Annotated in this window: 19 protein-coding genes and 1 pseudogene; 8 read left to right on the top strand and 12 right to left on the bottom strand. The window is 60.3% G+C overall.

What is annotated here, in order from left to right:
• Positions 1-23: 23 nt before the first annotated feature.
• Positions 24-1145, bottom strand: coding sequence for a hypothetical protein (locus BLV07_RS42185; protein WP_091898323.1), 1122 nt, complete (start codon positions 1143-1145; stop codon positions 24-26).
• Between the two features lie 384 nt (positions 1146-1529).
• Here BLV07_RS42185 and BLV07_RS42190 point away from each other — a divergent pair, with 384 nt between their 5' ends.
• The 3 genes from BLV07_RS42190 to BLV07_RS42200 all read left to right on the top strand — a co-directional run bounded on the left by BLV07_RS42190 (position 1530) and on the right by BLV07_RS42200 (position 7276).
• Complete coding sequence (locus BLV07_RS42190; RefSeq protein WP_091898325.1) at positions 1530-4940, top strand: AAA family ATPase; 3411 nt, start codon at positions 1530-1532, stop codon at positions 4938-4940.
• Between the two features lie 656 nt (positions 4941-5596).
• Positions 5597-6130, top strand: a complete 534-nt coding sequence (locus BLV07_RS42195; protein WP_143035692.1) for a hypothetical protein — start codon at positions 5597-5599, stop codon at positions 6128-6130.
• Between the two features lie 954 nt (positions 6131-7084).
• Complete coding sequence (locus BLV07_RS42200) at positions 7085-7276, top strand: hypothetical protein (RefSeq protein WP_091898359.1); 192 nt, start codon at positions 7085-7087, stop codon at positions 7274-7276.
• A gap of 353 nt (positions 7277-7629) precedes the next feature.
• Here BLV07_RS42200 and BLV07_RS42210 read toward each other — a convergent pair whose 3' ends face one another.
• From BLV07_RS42210 to BLV07_RS49425, 3 genes are all read right to left on the bottom strand, one after another.
• On the bottom strand, positions 7630-7884 hold the full coding sequence (locus BLV07_RS42210) for a hypothetical protein (protein WP_091898361.1): 255 nt from the start codon (positions 7882-7884) through the stop codon (positions 7630-7632).
• Between the two features lie 348 nt (positions 7885-8232).
• Positions 8233-8436 (bottom strand): hypothetical protein, encoded by a 204-nt coding sequence (locus BLV07_RS42220; RefSeq protein WP_091898363.1) that lies wholly within the window; start codon positions 8434-8436, stop codon positions 8233-8235.
• A gap of 201 nt (positions 8437-8637) precedes the next feature.
• The gene (locus BLV07_RS49425; RefSeq protein ID WP_244551411.1) at positions 8638-8781 is read right to left on the bottom strand and encodes a hypothetical protein; all 144 of its coding nucleotides are present in this window, start codon (positions 8779-8781) and stop codon (positions 8638-8640) included.
• 114 nt (positions 8782-8895) lie between these two features.
• Between BLV07_RS49425 and BLV07_RS49430 the strand changes: the two genes are divergently transcribed.
• Positions 8896-9168, top strand: a complete 273-nt coding sequence (locus BLV07_RS49430; RefSeq protein ID WP_091898331.1) for a hypothetical protein — start codon at positions 8896-8898, stop codon at positions 9166-9168.
• A gap of 327 nt (positions 9169-9495) precedes the next feature.
• Positions 9496-9684 carry a hypothetical protein gene (locus BLV07_RS42235; protein ID WP_091898333.1) on the top strand — a complete coding sequence of 63 codons (189 nt, stop codon included), beginning with the start codon at positions 9496-9498 and terminating at the stop codon, positions 9682-9684.
• 744 nt (positions 9685-10428) lie between these two features.
• Here the strand turns inward: BLV07_RS42235 and BLV07_RS49435 are convergent.
• Positions 10429-10629 carry a hypothetical protein gene (locus tag BLV07_RS49435; RefSeq protein ID WP_091898337.1) on the bottom strand — a complete coding sequence of 67 codons (201 nt, stop codon included), beginning with the start codon at positions 10627-10629 and terminating at the stop codon, positions 10429-10431.
• A 322-nt stretch (positions 10630-10951) separates the two neighbouring features.
• Here BLV07_RS49435 and BLV07_RS42250 point away from each other — a divergent pair, with 322 nt between their 5' ends.
• A complete protein-coding gene (locus BLV07_RS42250) occupies positions 10952-11143 on the top strand; it encodes a CsbD family protein (RefSeq protein ID WP_091898340.1) in 192 nt (63 codons plus the stop codon).
• A 311-nt stretch (positions 11144-11454) separates the two neighbouring features.
• Here BLV07_RS42250 and BLV07_RS48160 read toward each other — a convergent pair whose 3' ends face one another.
• Positions 11455-11613: a hypothetical protein gene (locus BLV07_RS48160; protein ID WP_176946116.1), complete on the bottom strand. Its 159-nt coding sequence runs from the start codon at positions 11611-11613 to the stop codon at positions 11455-11457.
• Positions 11614-13037: 1424 nt separating this feature from the next.
• Between BLV07_RS48160 and BLV07_RS42260 the strand changes: the two genes are divergently transcribed.
• A complete protein-coding gene (locus BLV07_RS42260) occupies positions 13038-13277 on the top strand; it encodes a hypothetical protein (protein ID WP_091898342.1) in 240 nt (79 codons plus the stop codon).
• Positions 13278-13348: 71 nt separating this feature from the next.
• Here BLV07_RS42260 and BLV07_RS42265 read toward each other — a convergent pair whose 3' ends face one another.
• The 5 genes from BLV07_RS42265 to BLV07_RS42280 all read right to left on the bottom strand — a co-directional run bounded on the left by BLV07_RS42265 (position 13349) and on the right by BLV07_RS42280 (position 15287).
• A complete protein-coding gene (locus BLV07_RS42265) occupies positions 13349-13597 on the bottom strand; it encodes a DUF6894 family protein (protein WP_091898344.1) in 249 nt (82 codons plus the stop codon).
• A 148-nt stretch (positions 13598-13745) separates the two neighbouring features.
• Positions 13746-13919, bottom strand: coding sequence for a hypothetical protein (locus BLV07_RS48165; protein WP_176946117.1), 174 nt, complete (start codon positions 13917-13919; stop codon positions 13746-13748).
• Between the two features lie 199 nt (positions 13920-14118).
• A complete protein-coding gene (locus BLV07_RS49445) occupies positions 14119-14319 on the bottom strand; it encodes a GDCCVxC domain-containing (seleno)protein (RefSeq protein WP_091898365.1) in 201 nt (66 codons plus the stop codon).
• A gap of 58 nt (positions 14320-14377) precedes the next feature.
• Positions 14378-14572, bottom strand: a complete 195-nt coding sequence (locus BLV07_RS42275; RefSeq protein WP_091898346.1) for a hypothetical protein — start codon at positions 14570-14572, stop codon at positions 14378-14380.
• 310 nt (positions 14573-14882) lie between these two features.
• Complete coding sequence (locus BLV07_RS42280) at positions 14883-15287, bottom strand: hypothetical protein (RefSeq protein ID WP_091898348.1); 405 nt, start codon at positions 15285-15287, stop codon at positions 14883-14885.
• 687 nt (positions 15288-15974) lie between these two features.
• On the opposite strand from BLV07_RS42280, the gene BLV07_RS48430 reads away from it, so the two are divergent.
• Positions 15975-16268, top strand: a complete 294-nt coding sequence (locus BLV07_RS48430; RefSeq protein WP_091898350.1) for a hypothetical protein — start codon at positions 15975-15977, stop codon at positions 16266-16268.
• A gap of 460 nt (positions 16269-16728) precedes the next feature.
• Here BLV07_RS48430 and BLV07_RS48170 read toward each other — a convergent pair.
• Positions 16729-16908, bottom strand: a pseudogene (locus BLV07_RS48170) (hypothetical protein); the annotation flags it as partial.

Below are 16908 nucleotides of genomic sequence, written 5' to 3' on the forward strand. Positions count from 1 at the left end.
GCCGAGTGTACTGACGATCAGTGTCACGAGTTCGGCCTGACGGTGTACCGCAGTCTTCTCGAGCACTGACGCGAGTTGGTTTCGTGCCGTGTTACGTGAGAGGCCGCTCTCGCGTGCATATTCCGCGAGGGTCCGGCCGGCGACCTCGCGAGCCGCGCCTCGGCGGCCGATAATTTGAATACTGCCTGGATGGCTTGCGGAACGATAGAGTGGCTGCGCTCCGCTACGGCCACCAGCACGAGAATGGCTTTCCTCGCGGTTAGGTCCGGCACACATTGCGAGCGATGACTCGGCTCTTCTTGTTGCGTCGACTGCATGGGCAATGCCCAGGCGACATATGGCTGCCCGGATGCTCGCGAGGTCAACCGCACGGACTGCACGGTGGGTTGTGTCGGCGGACACGCTGCCTGCGCCAATGCACCGGCAAATGCCCTGTCTTCGCTCGGATGGGCGGCGCTCAAATGCTTGGAGTGGCTGACGCACAGCACCCGTTCGCGCCGCAACAGTTCCTCGGCCTTGCGATTGGTCAGCGTGAGGCTTCCCGTCCCGTCGACCACGAATGCAGCCAACCCGAGCGCGTCAAGACTCGTCTGGAGCGCGCTTTCGATCAGGCTCCTACGCGCCGTCGCGTGTTCAATCTCAAGGGCGCGCCTCAGGTGGGGAACGAGCAGTGACAGCCGATGCTGAGCGGAGGCCTTCTGTTCGCGATACACCGACGCATGTGGCGCGATGCTAAGGACGGTGACGCTGTCCTCGTCTTTCCGGCACGATACCGCGAGATGATCGGCGGTGATGCCTTGCGGCCTCATCCAGTCATGAAAGAACTCGGTGCGCTCGACGGTTTCCGGGTCCAGAAAGTAGGTCGCATCGACCACCCTTCCGACGGGTAAGTTTTGGAAGCCGATTGGCGCATAGGGATTGATGCTGGCGAAATGCTCACCGTATGAAGCGGTATATGCCGGATCGACGCCGAAGCCGTGGAACGCACTTATGGCCGATACATCGATCCTTTGAAGGATACCGCAAGCTCCATCAAAAGAGCTCGGTAACGCGTCGAGGAAGGGAGTCCACCGCCCCGAATCGAGCGCAGCGTCGTAGAGCAAATCGAGAAGCTTTGGGAGTTCATTCTCTTCAAAAGTCGGCATGGGGGCATCCCGATGACGGAAAGCTCAGTCTATCGCTGTGCTTGCACGCCGTGACACCGCTCAGGTGGCCAATCTCACATGCGCCTGGCTTCAACCATCGTTGCTACATCTGCGGCGGGTCCCTGATGGGCGTCCCGCCCGACCCTCCGAGGTTGCCAAAAAATTGCATCAAAGTATTGCTGGAACAGCAACCCCCCGGAACTACTGTGAACGATGTTGACCGATCTAAAGGGCTAGAGCGGCGCCGCGTGATCGGGGGTGAAGCTCGGAACCGTGGCTTCGTTGGAAGCGCAGCTCGTCGCCGTCAAATCGTGACGTTTCACCGCGCCCCTCAACACGCACTTTTCAGGTAGTCTTGCGCTCTGAGGATCCAGGAGAAAGCCTATGGACATCGCGGCGTGGCTGCGTGGTCTGGGGCTGGGACAATATGAGGAGGCGTTCCGCGCGAACGACGTGGACGCCGAGGTCCTCATGGAGCTCACGGCCGAGGATCTGGTCGGGCTCGGCGTCGTCTCGATCGGCCATCGCCGCAAGCTGCTTGCCGCCATTGCTGCACTGCGCGCCGGCTCAATGTCGGCGACCACCCCCGTTACGGCCGCACCCACCGTCACATCCGGCAGCGCTGCGCTTGCACCGGAGGCCGAGCGCCGCCAGCTCACCGTGATGTTTGTCGACCTGGTCGACTCGACCGCGCTCGCGGCGCGGCTCGATCCGGAGGAAATGGCGCAAGTCCTGCGGTCCTATCAGAGTGCAGTGGCGGGTGCGATCGCGCGGTTCGAAGGGCACGTGGCGAAGTACATGGGCGATGGCGTGCTGGCCTATTTCGGCTATCCGCGCGCCCATGAGGATGAGGCCGAACGCGCGGTGCGCGCCGGCCTCGCGGCGGTCGCGGCGGTGCACAGCCTGGGATTGGCGCACGGCGAGACGCTGGCGGCCCGTGTCGGCATCGCCACCGGTCCGGTGGTGGTCGGCGAGTTGATCGGCGAAGGCGCGGCGCGCGAGGAGACCGTGGTCGGCGACACCCCAAACCTCGCGGCGCGGCTGCAGACCTTGGCCGCGCCCGGCACAGCGGTGATCTCCGCCCGCACCCGGGAGCTCATCGGCGGGCTGTTCGAGCTCGCGGAGCTCGGCCCACAGATCTTGAAGGGCTTTCCCGTTCCGGTACGGCCGTGGCGCGTGGTCGGGGAAGGCACTGCCGAGAGTCGGTTCGAGGCGTTGCACGGGGCTGGCCTGACGCCGCTGGTCGGTCGCGACCATGAGATCGGCCTGCTGCTCGAGCACTGGGAGCGGGCCAAGGACGGGGAGGGCCAGGTGGTACTGCTGACGGGCGAGCCTGGCATCGGCAAATCGCGCCTACTGCGGGCGCTGCGCGGGCGACTCGAGAATGAGCCGCATACGGCCCTGAGCCACTACTGCTCGCCGCACCATCAGACCAGCCCGCTCTATCCTGTGATCGGGCACCTGGAGCGGGCGGCGGGCTTCGCCGCGGACGATCCCGCTGCAACGCGGCTCGACAAGCTCGAGGCGCTGCTCGCGCTATCGACCGAACATGTCGCCGCGGTGGCTCCGCTGCTCGCTGCATTGCTGTCGCTGGAGACGGATGCGTGCTACCCGCCGCTCGACATGAGCCCGCATCGGCAGAAGGAGCGGACGCTCGAGGCGTTGGTCGATCAGGTCCTGGGGCTTGCGACGCGCCGGCCCGTCCTCGCCTTGTTTGAGGATGTGCACTGGGCAGATCCGACCTCGCTCGAGCTGCTCGATCTCCTGGTCGACCGGGTGCAAGATGCCCCCGTGCTCGTTCTCATCACCTTCCGGCCCGAGTTCGAGCCGCCCTGGACGCACTATGCCCATGTCACCGCGCTGACCCTCAGCCGGTTGAGTCGCCGCCAGGGCGCGGCCATGGTCGCGCGGCTGAGCGGCGGCAAGGCGCTGCCGCCTGCGGTGCTCGACCAGATCGTCGCGAAGACCGACGGCGTGCCGCTGTTCGTCGAGGAGCTGACGCGGACTGTGCTGGAGACCAATCTACTCCGCGATGAGGGCGACCATTACGCGCTCGCGGGGCCGCTGCCGCCCATGGCAATCCCGACCACACTCCAGGAATCGCTGTTGGCCCGGCTCGACCGGCTGGCCCCCGCTCGTGAGGTGGCCCAGGTCGCGGCCGCGATCGGCCGGGAATTCTCTCATGAACTGCTCGCGAGGACGGCGCAGTTGCCGGAGAGCGACCTGCAGGCGGGGTTGGATGACCTCGTCGGCTCGGGCCTGGTCTTTCGGCGCGGGACGCCGCCGCAGGCAACCTACAGCTTCAAGCATGCGCTCGTGCAGGACGCCGCCTATGCAACCCTTGTGCGCGTCAAGCGACAGCGCCTGCACGCCCGCACCGCTGCTGCGATCGAGCAGCATTTTCCGGAGACTATGCAGGCGCAGCCCGAACTTGTGGCCCACCATTACACAGAGGGAGGACTGATCGAGCCGGCGACCGAGTATTGGTTGAAGGCAGGACAACGAGCCATCGCCCGATCGGCTATGGCTGAAGCGCTTGCGCAGTTACGGAACGGATTGAATCTTGTCGCGGGGTTGCCCGAGGCCGATCGAAGGCGGCGCGAACTTGACCTGCAGGTTGCGTTGGGCGTCGCGCTGATGGCCACGCAAGGCTGGGCGTCGCCGGAAGCTGGACGGGCCAACGCCCGTGCCCGTGAGCTCTGCGAGCAGATCGGGGCCACCGCCCAGCTCTGGCCCGTGCTCTATGGTCAATGGGTGTTTCACGGCGTGCGCGCCGAGCACAACGCGGCGCGCGAGGTGGCAGACGAGTTTTTGCGCCGGGCGCAGGATCATCAGGAAACTTCCGCAACCATAGTTGCCCACCGCGTCAGCGGGACCGGTGCCCTGTGGCGCGGCGAGATCGCCGCTGCCCGCCTCCATCTGGAGCGGACGCTCGCGCTCTATGACCCAGAGCGGCATCGCTCGCTCGCCTTTTTCTACGTGCAGGACCCTCGGGTGGCGGCGCTGTCGGCGCTGTCATGGACGTTGTTGGCGCTGGGCTATCCGGAACAGGCCTTGGCACGGAGCCGCGAAGCGCTCGATGCCGCCAACGATCTCAATCACCTCAACACGCTGGCGTACGCTCTCCTGTTCGCGTGTCTCTTCGAGCAGTACCGCCGGGCGGGGCCCGAAGCCCGGGATCGAGCCGAGGCACTGATTGAGCTCTCGACCGAGCAGGGTTTTCCGCATTTCCTCGCGCCTGCCACCGTGATCCGTGGATGGGCTCTGACCGAGTCAGGTGAGTTAGAGACAGGGCTGGCGCAGCTTCGGCAGGGCCTGCCGGCTTGGCGTGCCACCGGGGCAAATGTCTATGAGCCGCATTTCCTCGGCCTCCAGGCCGAGGCGCTTGGCCGCTCCGGCGCAGTGGAGGAAGGCTTGGGTTTGATTGCAAAGGCGCTCGACCGCGTGGAAGAAACCCGCGAGCGGTGGTTCGAGGCCGAACTCCATCGGATGATGGGCGAGCTGATGCTGCGGCTGCCGAGGCCCGATCCGATCGCCGCGGAAGCACGGCTCTGCCATGCCGCTGCAACCGCGCGCCGGCAAGGCGCCAAGCTCTGGGAACTGCGCGCAGCGACATCGCTCGCGCGACTTTGGATAGAACAGCGCCGGCGCAGCGAAGCTCACGATCTACTCAGTCCGCTCTATGGCCAGTTCACTGAGGGCTTTGAGACAGTGGATCTGCAGGCTGCCAGAGCAATACTTCGCGACATCACTGCCAGCTCCGAGGCGAAGACGGGTCCCAAATACCGACAGTGATGCTGCATACTTGAGCTCTCCCGCTAAGCCACCAAACGAGAATCTCGCCGGTCTTGAGTCGTGATTTGAAGTCGGCCGACTGAGGCGGCGGCTGAGGGCACTGGGGGCGGTCGACTGCGAGGTGCGCCGAAGTACGGTAGCGAGAGCAGTTGGAACTGGTCGGATCCTGCGATGGCTCGCTCGGCCGACACTATTACGGCGGCATACCGGCTCCGTGAGCTAGGTCGCAAGTAGCTCCGCGACGACCCGCGCGCGGTATCCGGTACTGGCGTTGTTCGTGCGGGTCGATTGAACTGCATGATACAAGATCACGGCCAGTCGGCAGCAACAAGTCAGCGGCCAAGTCACCGCCGAAACAGCGTAGAGCCGAGCTCGCACTTAGGCTAGAGGTAGTGCTTGCCTGAGCGTGCTTACTGGAAACTGTCGGGAGCGAACCTCCGGGCTGCGCACCTCACCGCGATCTTCTGGGCGACCATGATTTTCCCACGTCTGCATCTACTTCTTCACCGGCTTACCGCGCGCGGTTGCTTTCGAGTTGGGTCAGCCTACCGGACCGGTGAGACATGGACATCACGCGTCTTATAGACGCATTGGAAATTCACACACAGAGGTCTTTGCTCGGCACCGTTTAATCCGCAACCATCTGGGAGGAAACCATGAGGTATCATCTCAATTCATCGTGGATGTGCGGTTGTGTTGTGCTCGCTTTGGCAGTCCCGGCGGCCGCTGTTCCGGCCTTCGCAGAAGAAGCGGGCCAATGGTTCGGTCGAGCCGTTCTGGTCACCCTGTCCAGCAAGAGCGTGAAGCTCGAAGACAGGGCTGACCATACGGTCTCGGTCACGGAATACGACGGCGCCGTGTTCAATGCCGATGGCAAGCCCTTCCTCGACAAAGCTCGCTATCAGGTTGTTGATCTGACGGATGCTGGCACTTCCAGTGGCGGCCATAAGACCTTCACAGAGGCCGACGGATCCAAGGTCTTTGCCAGGTACGTCTTGAAAGACACCAAGCCGAAGGAGTTCCGCGGCACCTTCGAGTTCACTGGCGGCACGGGAAAATATGCAGGGATCACGGGTCGCGGTGAGTACCACGTCGTGCTGGTCAGCGACACGGCCTTGTGGGATGAACTCCGCGGCGAGTACAAAATTCCGGCTACCGTCGGAAGTTCGCGACCTGAACCGACTAAATGAGCAGCGAATCGCGCCCGCGTTCATCGTGAGCTGCTCAAATTGCGTAGGGATGTCGGTCGGCGGCACTTCGTACGCGTCTGTTTCGCAGTAAAGCAGACGCTTCGACCTTAAAGCTGAGGCGACGATTCTATTAGTAGAACCTGGTAGCTCCGCCGCGCGGTACGCTCGGAGAAGGCTTCACGAATGTTGGCGCGCGCCACAATGGACAGCTCCGGAGGCTCCACGATCCGGCTTTAAGCAATGGCCGAGCTGAACCCGAGCTGGTCTCGCGCGCCGCAGCCGTGCCACGTTCTGCACCAGATCGCGTGCAGTAATCGACGACATCAATGATCGTAAGGCACGGCGGATGTAACCGGCCTGATGATCTTGAAGGGCCCCGACGTGTAATGGCGTCGGGGCCTTTGACATGATCCACATCGGAGCCCCGATTTCCGGACGATGCGAATATCGACGACAAGACGGAAAAAGACCGCCCGAAGGCGGTCTTTTTAGTGCAATGCCGGGCCACAATAGATCGGGATCAAACGGTACTTGGCCCAGACTGACTACAGCTAACCATCGTCCAACGCGCGCTGCTTCACAAATTTCGTTGCAGTATTGAAATGGAGCGGAGTGCGCTTGCGGCTTGAGAACTTACGCGCGTTGTAGCGCAGCATGGCTGATTTCGCGGACAAAGAAAAACGGCTCCAGTTGTGGGACTGGAGCCGTGACCTTCCTAAAAGAGCGCCTCGACTTTGGGGGGCTTGGAGGGCTCGGAAGAGGTCATCAATTTTGCGCCTAGCTTTTACCGTCGTCAACGCTCAGAAGCCAAAGGCCAAAAGTAAGACGATTGCGCTGTCATCAATTTGACCGTCAGACTCCGGACTATCGCTCGCAATGTCAATCTGCGAGAATTTGCCCTCGACACATGAGAGTAATAGGCTTGCGAAAAACAAGCCGAAGGGAGGGTCCTCAGTGGAGAAGGTGAGACGCTTGCGCGCGATGGGTTCGCTCTGCCGTCAAAATGCCGCGTACAACAGCATGAACAAGTGGAAGCTCCTCGCGGAAGCAGAATACTGGGAGCATCTAGCTGAGCTTGAGCTGTCGTCCTATTTCGAAGAATGTAATGCCGTCAGCCCGACCAGTTCGCATGATCTGGCCGCGTGAGAAAATCTGCAATCCGGCGGACGAAATCACTCTGAAGACCAAAGTTTGGCCGACTCTTTCAAAAGTCAGGGGGCGTGCAGTGAGTAACCGCAATCGGGTGTACGACCGCCTTGTTCTGTGCCAGCGCGCTCAGGCGCTCATTTTTCAGCTTGCCGAACTGGAGATTCTTCGAGGCCGAGTGCAGGAGGCCGAGGAGAATACGCTTCTCTGTCGAGCGGCAGCCCCGGTGAGGTCAACCATTCACTAATGGGCGGCATCCTGCAGGCTGATTGCCGGGGGCGTTTTTCTATGGTGCAGTTCAGTGTTCGGGACTCGAAATGACGTGTGCGACGCTTGCGCCGATGAGCAGCATTTTAGCGATCAGTCTGGAGGTGCATAAGCATCGCGTTGCATACTTCCTCGGCCTGCGCGAATGTATCGAAGGGCGAGCCGCCGATCTTGGTCGCGCCTTTGCTCACATGGAGTGGACGCCATGAAGCCATATAGCCTGCGCGTCCGTGAAACTCGGGACCGTTAGGGCTCTGGTAAGTGATCACGAAAGAAAAGCCGTTGCTGCTTGCGCTCCATACTTCCAGATGCTCGACGGCACGGTGGAATTGAAGGGCCATCAGGTGACTACTCGGCAGGCCCACCGCTTCGACGGTCCGAATGCAGATTTGCGCCGGGTCTTTGAGGCCGGTCTGGCCGATCTTGATGATCTTCTTGGCGATCAGTTCGGTCAGCGGGAATTCCGATCTTCTACGCCAATGGTACGCAGAGCCTGCTCGTAGGCAGACGAAAGTCGGGCGATCTCTTCCGGCCCGAGAGGCAAGCTTTGTATGTAGCCGAACAATCTGTTTTCAGCTCCTGAGGTTATGAGGCCGGGGCCCTAGGCGCTCGGGCCTCGCCTTGTTGCGCATCGGTCCCCAATACAGCCGCGGCGCGACGTGATTGTTAGTCAATCTGCTCGTTCGAACTTAGTGCACCCGCTTCTGCGGCGGATGACGACATAGCTGATCGCCGACTTCTGCACTCATCAGCAGAAGTCTCTGCTCCAACTGCTCATTGACAAGCATCAAAGCCCTAAGGGCGCTCCACAGATCGCCGTCGCAATGGGCGACGAGTTCATCCACAGCTTGCCCGTATTGGTCAAGAATGAAGTTGGTGCCAACGTGTGACATGCGAACAACCTCCAAGAAGTGTTCGTGCAGTAGAACACCCCTGTCCAAATGTGGAAATCCGGGGCTCTACGGTTAGCCGAGCCAACGGCGCAAGATCAGCCATGGCTGACCAAGCCTTCGCGCACAACGTATGAGGTTAGCGTTCCTTCGCCGGACGTTTGAATATTGTCGAGCCGAGATGCGGGATATTCGATCAAGCGATCAATCCAATACGCGCGTCGGCCCGGTGATGGTTTTCATGCCGCCGCAGCCGCGCCAAATGACGGCGTCTTCAGCATACAGTCTCAAGATCATTTCAATGTCGGCTTTGCGGTAGGCATCAAGCCAATCGACCGCTGCGGCCATTGGTCAATAAGCCATGCGCTCGTGCGCCGCGCCCTCTCGTGTTGGAACCTCATTAATATTAATTGATTTAATTTGGGCGCCGTATTTAAATCCGGCAGCTGGGGATTGAACACCATGAATAGCTCGGAAGAGGATGACCGCCGCGAATTTCTAAAGACGTGCGGAAGGTTCGCCGCCGTGACGCCTCCGGCAATGACGCTTCTGCTAGCGACCTCTCTCACGTCGGATGCAATTGCTAGGTCGGGCGCGGGATCGGCCGGTGGCAACAACGGCAAGGGCAACGGCGGCCGTGACGGCAGCCCCAACGGCAAAGAGGACAAAACACGCTGTGCCAGGCACCGCAGCTTCCGGAACGAGACAAAATGCAGTCCAGGCGCCGCGACGTAGATTGGCAACTTCGCCTCCTTTATTGTTCTTTATTGTTTCGCTGATCTGGCTACCAGCTCACGCCAACCTGTCTTCAGCAAAGGAAGAGGCGGTTGGTTCGCTCACCGATGCAAGACGGACTAGCATCGGGAACCAAAATGGCACTAGCTAAGTTGATTCTTCCGGATCACGCCTCGACAACGTGATGCCGACACAAGGGCCTCAGCTTGGCGTCAGTCCCGTAGCTGAGGTTCTTTTTTTCGCTAGTGTACATTTTTGCGCAAAGCACCGGAACGCAATCCAGGTTCCTGACTCATCCCACGGGGACTTCGATCGGGATGAACAGACGTGCCGCGCTACACCTCCTTTGCCCGTGAGGCCGCAGCAACGCTGCTGCGAATGGCCAAAACAACAAAAGATCCGCAGGTTGCGTCCGGCTTGATCCAGCGTGCAGCCGATCTGAAGGACCGCGAACTGCCCCCGGTTGATATTGAGGCGGTCACCGAGGAGCCAAAGAAGCCTCTAACGAAGAACTGAGGCTGCCGTTGGCGGCCTCCTTCATTTCGGAACTCATGTGATCAAAAATGGCCCCAGCTCCGGGGCAATGGGCGGCGAAGCTGGGGCCAATCGGGGTCGCCCTTGGGGAAGGGCGTCGGGAAAACTTGGTAATCGGCAAAGCGTTCCCGCGCCCCGGGCTATCAACGGTCCTCAGGTTTGCTGCGGCCACTGCCATAGCCATTGTTGCCACGCCGCCGGACTTTGCGGCGGCCGTGCTGGTGAGAGACAGTCGAAAGCTACGCTGCGATGGCGGGCTGCCGCTTGGGATGGGCCAGCTCCTCGGGAGCGCATAGCGGGGCCTAGTGCAGCGCAAAAACGATAAACCTTGAGATGAATAAACCTTGAGGTGCACGTTCCTCCTCGGCCTAACACTATCTGTAACACCGCAAATTTCATGTGGGAGAATATGAATGAGGTTCATACTTGGAATTCAATTTTGCGTTTCTCTGCTCGTTTGCCGCTAACGCCCAAGACTCGCCGTTCCGGAAAAGAATTGAAGAGAGCAGGCGACAAGCCGCCGCCTAAGCAAGGTGTAGGAGAAGGCGCTCATTGGTCCTTGATTAGCGCGCGCCTTACACTCGCGAGGCGGTCAACTAGACGTTTTCGTCTAGAACTGTCGCTCTCGTGGCACCATCGAACAGCACTGTGAACCAGGAAGAATTGGCTAGTGGTGATGCTGTAGAGGTTGCAGAGAGAGACCCCCCGGCCGCCGAGCCACGCGGACTAAATCATCCCCTTCTTGGTGACCCGCAAGCTGCGAACGTAATAGCCCTGTCTCTGAACGGCTGACTTGATCTCGTCGCTGACTTTGAGAACTCTTTTTCTGCTCTTACGCCACTTACTCCGAGAGCAAACGACGGGTATTGCGGAGCCATTGCTTAGAACAAGCAAGTCGCGCTTGTCATTGCGATAGACATCAAACATTTTGCGTCCCCGCCGATCGTATCGAAGTAAACACGAAATATGTTTCAATCATTTCTGATCGATCAGCTTACTATCTCGAATGGCTGTGCGGGTTGTAAATGTGCAACGCTCCGCGACTTCTGCTTCACGGTGCCACACCAGCACAGCTTGGATCGCACACCTCGGGTGCCACGCCCCCCTGATAAGTAGCCACCGAGGACCGATACACTTTTTTGGTCAATTTTATTGCTGCATAAGAGATCCACCTCAGCCGATCGGCTTTGCTTCAATAGCGCTCATTCGGAACGCTGAAATTGCGTCATCCAGATTGAAGGAGCACGTTATGGATCGCGAGCACGTGAAGGGTGTCGCCGACAAGGCCAAGGGCACGATTAAGGAAGGGGCCGGCAAGCTGAGTGGCGATAAGGACCTGCAAAGGGAAGGCAAAGCCGACAAGGCCAAGGGCTCGGTGCACAGTGCCGCGGGTGATGTTAAGGATGCGGCGAGGGACGCAGCAGGCGCCATGAAGAAGTGAGTTCACTCACAAGCAGATCTAGCACTCGCCGCTCTTTCGGAGCGGCGTTTGTTTGCGCCGCTCGTCACAGCCCGAGCTTGCATGAACAGGTTCGCGGTCCCGGCTGCGGGCATTGATAAACAGATCGACGGGCAAGCTAATCAGCGAGGTCGTCGAGACTTCTCGACTCTTTGCCCCGGTAAATGGGGTAGGAGCCGTTTACCGGGCTTTACGCAAACCGGGGCTGTCGCCCTAGCCCGCGCCGGGAAAGCCCATCAGCGATCCCTTACGGCCGAGCCGTTCGAGGTCCGTCTCGCTCACCGACAGGTCCGTTAGCTCGATACCCGGCCGCGTGCGGCATGGCCGTTCTTCCGCGCCATCGCTGCACGCTGCCGGTCCCGCGCATTTTGTTCGCGGAACAGCCCGAGAAACTGCGCCTTCTCAGTCCGCGAAAGCGCCTTCCATGTTCGCCAGGCCTGTTCCAAGGTCATCGCACCGCCTATCCATATGGTTTTGCCGTACTATGCCTTGAAGTAAAGCGAGAAAACGCCGACGCCAAATACGCGGAGACCGGGCCGTCGCGCGTCCCCCCGGTCCTCGCTGCAATCGGTAGGACCCGATGAAATGGCGCAGATCGCATGCTGCATCGCAGGGCCAGTTGACACTTAACGTTTTTTGTTCTGGCGCTGCTCAGTTTCCGGGCGCACACTATGCTGTCGCCGCGCGAAGCCTTGGCAGTTATCGGTGATGAGAACGCCGGTTGCGCTCCCGCCAGTCCTCGAAGGGAGGGAGCAAATGCCAGAGCCTCATCGTTTGACACAAACAAGTCCGCTTGACGAACGCCTTGCAGAGCAAGCACGACGGCTGCGCAAGCAGGCTCAAGGCACCCCGCCGGGCATTGACCGCGAGCGCCTTGTCCGCAGGGCCCGCCAAGCCGAGACAGGATCCCACATATTTGAGTGGCTGAACTCACGCGGGCTACAACCACCAAAATGAGTTCGGTTGGCAATGGCGGTTCCCGCTTGAACCGCTCCGGCGGCTTGTTCGGGCATCACCGGCAAACTAACTTGGCCGCCGGTGGCTGAGAGATCAACCGTTCTCCCGCCGAACGTTACAGAGGCGAGAGCGATGCATTGCAAACGCTCTATCCCACATACGTTTCGTGAACTCCTGTCCGCTGAAAAAGCTCGCCTCGAAGTGCAACTGGAAAATACGAGCCAACAAGAACAGCGCGAATTGATCGAGCGGAGACTGCGCCAGATCGAAACGGCGTCTCGGATGGACAAATGGATGGCGTCGGCTGAATTGCAGCCGCCCCGTTAAGGCGCTATCGCACGTCCTTCACCGATGGCACTGCTCGTTCGCGTTGGGCCATCGCCTGCATCTCAACGGCGAGGTTTTGTCCCACGCTCGGCCCCAGGAACGATTGACGGTGAGCGCTCCTCTAGTTTCCGGAGCCGTTCGATCTGCGTTTTTAGCCTCTCCGGTTGGTCCGGCTCAGGCTTTAGCGTCCCGCGCAGGTGGTCGCCGATTTCCTTAGCAATTGCCCGGCTGTGTTTGTCGTCTATGTCGATGCGGCGGGGCACAACGGACCTCCATGCCTACCCCTTCCCGCAGCTTCTCCGCCTGCGAGTACGGCTGCCCTAATCAAGGAACCGGAGACCGTCGCTTTTGGCTATCTACGCGAGCGCTTGCATTGAGCATAGCGGGTCGGTGGCCGCGACCTTTGGCTATCCCGCGATCTGCGCCGTGTTAGGACCGGCGAGCGACGGCCTCGTGTTCTGCCAAAGCCTTGACAGGCGCTTTCGTTCCTTTGGGATCGCGGCGCAGGGTTCATCGAACGAGGAAACGAACAGCTCCCGGAACCATTTCTAAGAGCGCCCGGTTAATTCCTGGCTATGAAGGGAGGGACAAGATGAGAACCGAATATCTCGCTGCGATCGCGATAGCTGTTCTTGCCGCTTGTACCGGGCTGGCCATGAATTCTCTCGGCTCGCTACCTCTCGAAAAGCAGTCCATGCCAGCCGCCACGCAAATTGCGGACCGATTAGCTGTGTCCGTCGATCCGTTAAAGCAGTCCATGCCCGCCGCCACGCAAATTGCGGACCGATTAGCTGTGTCCGTGGATCCATTTTTGATGCGGTCTAGTGGCTAACAGCCCGCGTAACTCAAACGCATTGATACGCGCCTAGAATGGGCGAGGTGAATGCGGGCGGGCCGCTCATATTACCGCGCCAGGCGCGCCTCCGGGCCATCGCGTTCTGAGTACCTCCGTGAGACCACAGCGATCACATAGATCGGCTTCTCGCCGTTGAACACTCGCAGGGTCCAGTTGTCGCCCGGTTGCATTCCGTTTTCGGTGTGCCTCAGCATCCTGACCGCCTGCGCCCAAGCCACCCCATCGTCGGCAAGCTCCTTGCCCACCTCATCGTGGTGGGGCTTCTCGCCTTCGATGTGGAAGAAATATCGGGGCATGCTCAGCAACGTTGAAGGACGGGTCGCAACCCCTAACGGCTGTCTATGTGTCATGACGCCACCTCTTCTTCTCTCGCCTCTGCCGTTTATTGCCGTTCCTGCCACTCAGCCGAGACGCGAGCCGCCCGAGTTTTGAGTTCTGTTGCGCCTACGGATCGCGCGCGTCGGTGATCTCGCGCGCCGCCAAGCTCAACTCAAGCTCGGTCAGCCGCTCGATCAACCGCTCGACGATCTCCTCGCAGTCGTATGGCGTCAGTGAACTCACGCCTCGCCGGGTCAATTCGTCTGTGAGGATCGTCACCATGATGGCTTTGACGGTCACTTCCGCCTCCCTCTGAAAAATTTGATCGTGATCTAAATGCAATGCAATCGAGGCGGGTAATAGACGCCAAGCCGCAACCACGGGCAATGGCGTGCACCGCGCGTCAGTATAACTACGCGGCGGCTGTCTGATCGGTCGGTGCCGCCAGCCCCTTCATCGGCTGTGGGCGCTCAAGCAGCAGCGCAAGTAAGTTCGACCGCTAACAGCACTTCCTGTTCTGCTGGACCGGCGGACACGGCACCGAGCCGTATGAGCAGAACACACAGCAATCGCCGGGTTTAGGCCTTAGCCGCTGGCCGCAGCCCTTGCAGTCATAGAAAAACTGGCAGGCGTCCATCGGCATGGCCTCGGTACTGGAGTGCCGACAGGACGGACAGACGAGAGTTGATAGCAGTTGCATGACGCAAATCAGGTCCAACCCCGAACGACCGAAAATCTCCCTCGATCAGGCGAGCGGCTCAGGCTGTATGTCGATTGGAATTTTCATGATGCTTGAAGAAGAGATCAAGCTTCACCGGTTTGCCGGTATCTCGCCAGAACAGTCTTTTACCCATGCTGCCTGCCACCGCGAGGCGATGGTGGCCGCCGATTAAAGTATGATCATCCGTTGCTATGGCGATGATCTCGCCGGTTTCATCAACGATGACTTTCATGCGCCGCCTCCAATGCAACGCGCCGGTCAGCGCAGCCGATGGTACGCAATTCATCTAACCTCGTGCCGCCCCCCACGTTCCAACCCGTGAAGATCAAGCCTTCCGTACTCGACATGCGCCACATCGCGCACGGCCATTTTTGTACTGATCCGCACTACACGGCGGCGGGTGAGGGCGGGCATGCGCGCATCAAAGCGCACGCCGGATCGCGCCGCAAATTATCATGCTGTTGTGGTGGGGACTGCGCCCGGACTACTGCCGGTCGCGGGTGTGGAAAATCCGGTCGAACTTCGACCAACTCGCCGCGCAGCTAGCGGGAGCGCTTTGGTAACTTGGGAAGCTTCGCCGGATCGAACTGTGGTCTCGGCTTGGTCGCTTCTGGCACGAGGGTCTGCTGCTCGCTCAGAATGAGCATTCCCTCAAGCACCACTCCCGGCACCTGATCCGCCGTGCCAATGTAACGAGCTATCTTGCCGGGGCTCGTTCCCTCAAGCCGAAGCGTGAGGTCATCTGCGCCGAACACCGTGGCATGTCCTTCGGTGTGCCTCTTGATCGTGATGATCGCGGTGAACCGATCACCGTCAGTCTGGCAAGACCCGCTGTATGTCATGATGCTATCACAGCCCCAGATTTGCCCGTCCGCGACGTGAGCGATACCGGTTCCTTGGCTGAGCGGGGTCTTGAACCACGCCGCATAGGTGCCGTTCTTTAGCATGGGAGAAACCACTCTATAGTTGTGGTTGACCGGTCGCGATGATCCGGCGACGAGCGCTAATGCTTGGTAAATGCCGCGACCCGTTCAATTCCGGTGGCGGGGGCTAATCGTCGCGCGCTTGCGGCTTCCTTCGTGTTCGACTTCGCGGGGCCGCGCGTTGTTCCACGAGCCGCAGGAGGTTCTTGCACTTGGGACATCGATAGGTTCGGATTTCCCATACCGATGTCTCCGGTTCCGAATGGACGAGCCTCCTCTCGACATTGCAGGTGGAGCACATTTGCTGGCTCACAATCGGACTTCGCAAAATCCTTGCGAAAGTGAGTTGCCGCTCGATCGGCGAAGCCGTCAATTGGGAAATTTCCCAATGGGTAAACTACGGAGAACAAATGCTTGCGCTCGCCCGGCTTTGAGCAGCGGCCGGTTTTTCTGCGCACTCGAAGTGTGCCGCTGCCCGTTATCGGTGCACTACCATTGGCCGCCGCAGGCCAGCGCTTGCGGCCTCAAACGGGCATCCATTTTGTTCGAGGACTATTCTTATCCGGGAAACTACGGTCCGGTGGATACACCGGATATCCGCTTGATGACGGCAGATTTGGAACCCCTAAGGAAGATGCTGCCACCTACGGGCAGGAACGGTCGGTGTTCGCTCTCGTTTACACCGGTCCAACCCCAAGGGAGCACTCGCATATGTTGAAGATCGCTCTTGTTTTGGCCGCAACCGCAGCGGCGCTGACAACTACCCCGATTGCCACCCCGGCAAGCGCCCAAGGCGTCAAGATGGCACAAGGCGTTGATGTTCAGATCGGACGGGATCGCGAGGATCGCTACTATAGGGACCGTGACCGGTACGACCGCGACACCACAGTTGGCGTCGGTCCAGGAGGCGTTACCGTCGGCCCAAGACAGCGCTGCCGCACAGAGACCGTCACGGTCGAACGTGATGGCCGCATGGTTACGCGCAGGGAGCGCCGTTGCGACTAATTCCGTCCGGGGTGAAGGCGGAATTAATCCGGGCAACACCATGGTGCACGCCGCAAGAAAGCGCGCGAGCTTGCCGCTCAACGCTTATGTTGGCGGCCACGCGCCGATTTGAAAGCTCAATGCGGCACTGAGATGCTGACACTGAAAGAAAGAACCGACGCGCACCGCCGGTTCACCTGATCCGGCTGACAGAGACACGCGGGATCGCGCGTTACATTGGAACGTGGCTACCGGCAAGTTCGTTGGCTTTCCGTCCCATTTTGAACAATGGACGCCAGGCTGGCCCCGACCCAGCTCCCCCCTTGCCCTTGGTGTCGGGGCCAGCCCATATGGAGAGAGACCTTGGACGGTAGGAGCACGGCCCGGATCGTCGGTTTCAGCATCGCGGGTATATACTTCGTTTGCATGGTGCTCGCGGCGATCAGTATGAGTTGACTACCTCCGGGCCTCACCGGAGCGATCAGGCCGCGAGCCGCAGCTTGGGGTCGACTGCCTTCACAGGAGGCTCCCCGATGATCCGCCGTAGTTCTGCCGCCCACGCCTGCAAGACTTCCCGCTTCTCTTTCACCTCGCGATCCTCGGCGTGGACGTAGTGCTTGCCGGTGACGGGTGGCAGCTTGACGCCGTCCTCCGTCGTCAC

It is taken from the genome of Bradyrhizobium sp. Rc2d (genome assembly GCF_900099855.1).
Lineage (GTDB): Bacteria > Pseudomonadota > Alphaproteobacteria > Rhizobiales > Xanthobacteraceae > Bradyrhizobium.

Coding starts and splice junctions, on each gene's coding strand:
- BLV07_RS42185 (WP_091898323.1), bottom strand. CDS start 1,145: ATGCCGACTTTTGAAGAGAATGAACTCCCAAAGCTTCTCGATTTGCTC.
- BLV07_RS42190 (WP_091898325.1), top strand. CDS start 1,530: ATGGACATCGCGGCGTGGCTGCGTGGTCTGGGGCTGGGACAATATGAG.
- BLV07_RS42195 (WP_143035692.1), top strand. CDS start 5,597: ATGAGGTATCATCTCAATTCATCGTGGATGTGCGGTTGTGTTGTGCTC.
- BLV07_RS42210 (WP_091898361.1), bottom strand. CDS start 7,884: ATGGCCCTTCAATTCCACCGTGCCGTCGAGCATCTGGAAGTATGGAGC.
- BLV07_RS42220 (WP_091898363.1), bottom strand. CDS start 8,436: ATGTCACACGTTGGCACCAACTTCATTCTTGACCAATACGGGCAAGCT.
- BLV07_RS49425 (WP_244551411.1), bottom strand. CDS start 8,781: ATGGCCGCAGCGGTCGATTGGCTTGATGCCTACCGCAAAGCCGACATT.
- BLV07_RS49430 (WP_091898331.1), top strand. CDS start 8,896: ATGAATAGCTCGGAAGAGGATGACCGCCGCGAATTTCTAAAGACGTGC.
- BLV07_RS49435 (WP_091898337.1), bottom strand. CDS start 10,629: ATGTTTGATGTCTATCGCAATGACAAGCGCGACTTGCTTGTTCTAAGC.
- BLV07_RS42250 (WP_091898340.1), top strand. CDS start 10,952: ATGGATCGCGAGCACGTGAAGGGTGTCGCCGACAAGGCCAAGGGCACG.
- BLV07_RS48160 (WP_176946116.1), bottom strand. CDS start 11,613: ATGACCTTGGAACAGGCCTGGCGAACATGGAAGGCGCTTTCGCGGACT.
- BLV07_RS42260 (WP_091898342.1), top strand. CDS start 13,038: ATGAGAACCGAATATCTCGCTGCGATCGCGATAGCTGTTCTTGCCGCT.
- BLV07_RS42265 (WP_091898344.1), bottom strand. CDS start 13,597: ATGCCCCGATATTTCTTCCACATCGAAGGCGAGAAGCCCCACCACGAT.
- BLV07_RS49445 (WP_091898365.1), bottom strand. CDS start 14,319: ATGCAACTGCTATCAACTCTCGTCTGTCCGTCCTGTCGGCACTCCAGT.
- BLV07_RS42275 (WP_091898346.1), bottom strand. CDS start 14,572: ATGAAAGTCATCGTTGATGAAACCGGCGAGATCATCGCCATAGCAACG.
- BLV07_RS42280 (WP_091898348.1), bottom strand. CDS start 15,287: ATGCTAAAGAACGGCACCTATGCGGCGTGGTTCAAGACCCCGCTCAGC.
- BLV07_RS48430 (WP_091898350.1), top strand. CDS start 15,975: ATGTTGAAGATCGCTCTTGTTTTGGCCGCAACCGCAGCGGCGCTGACA.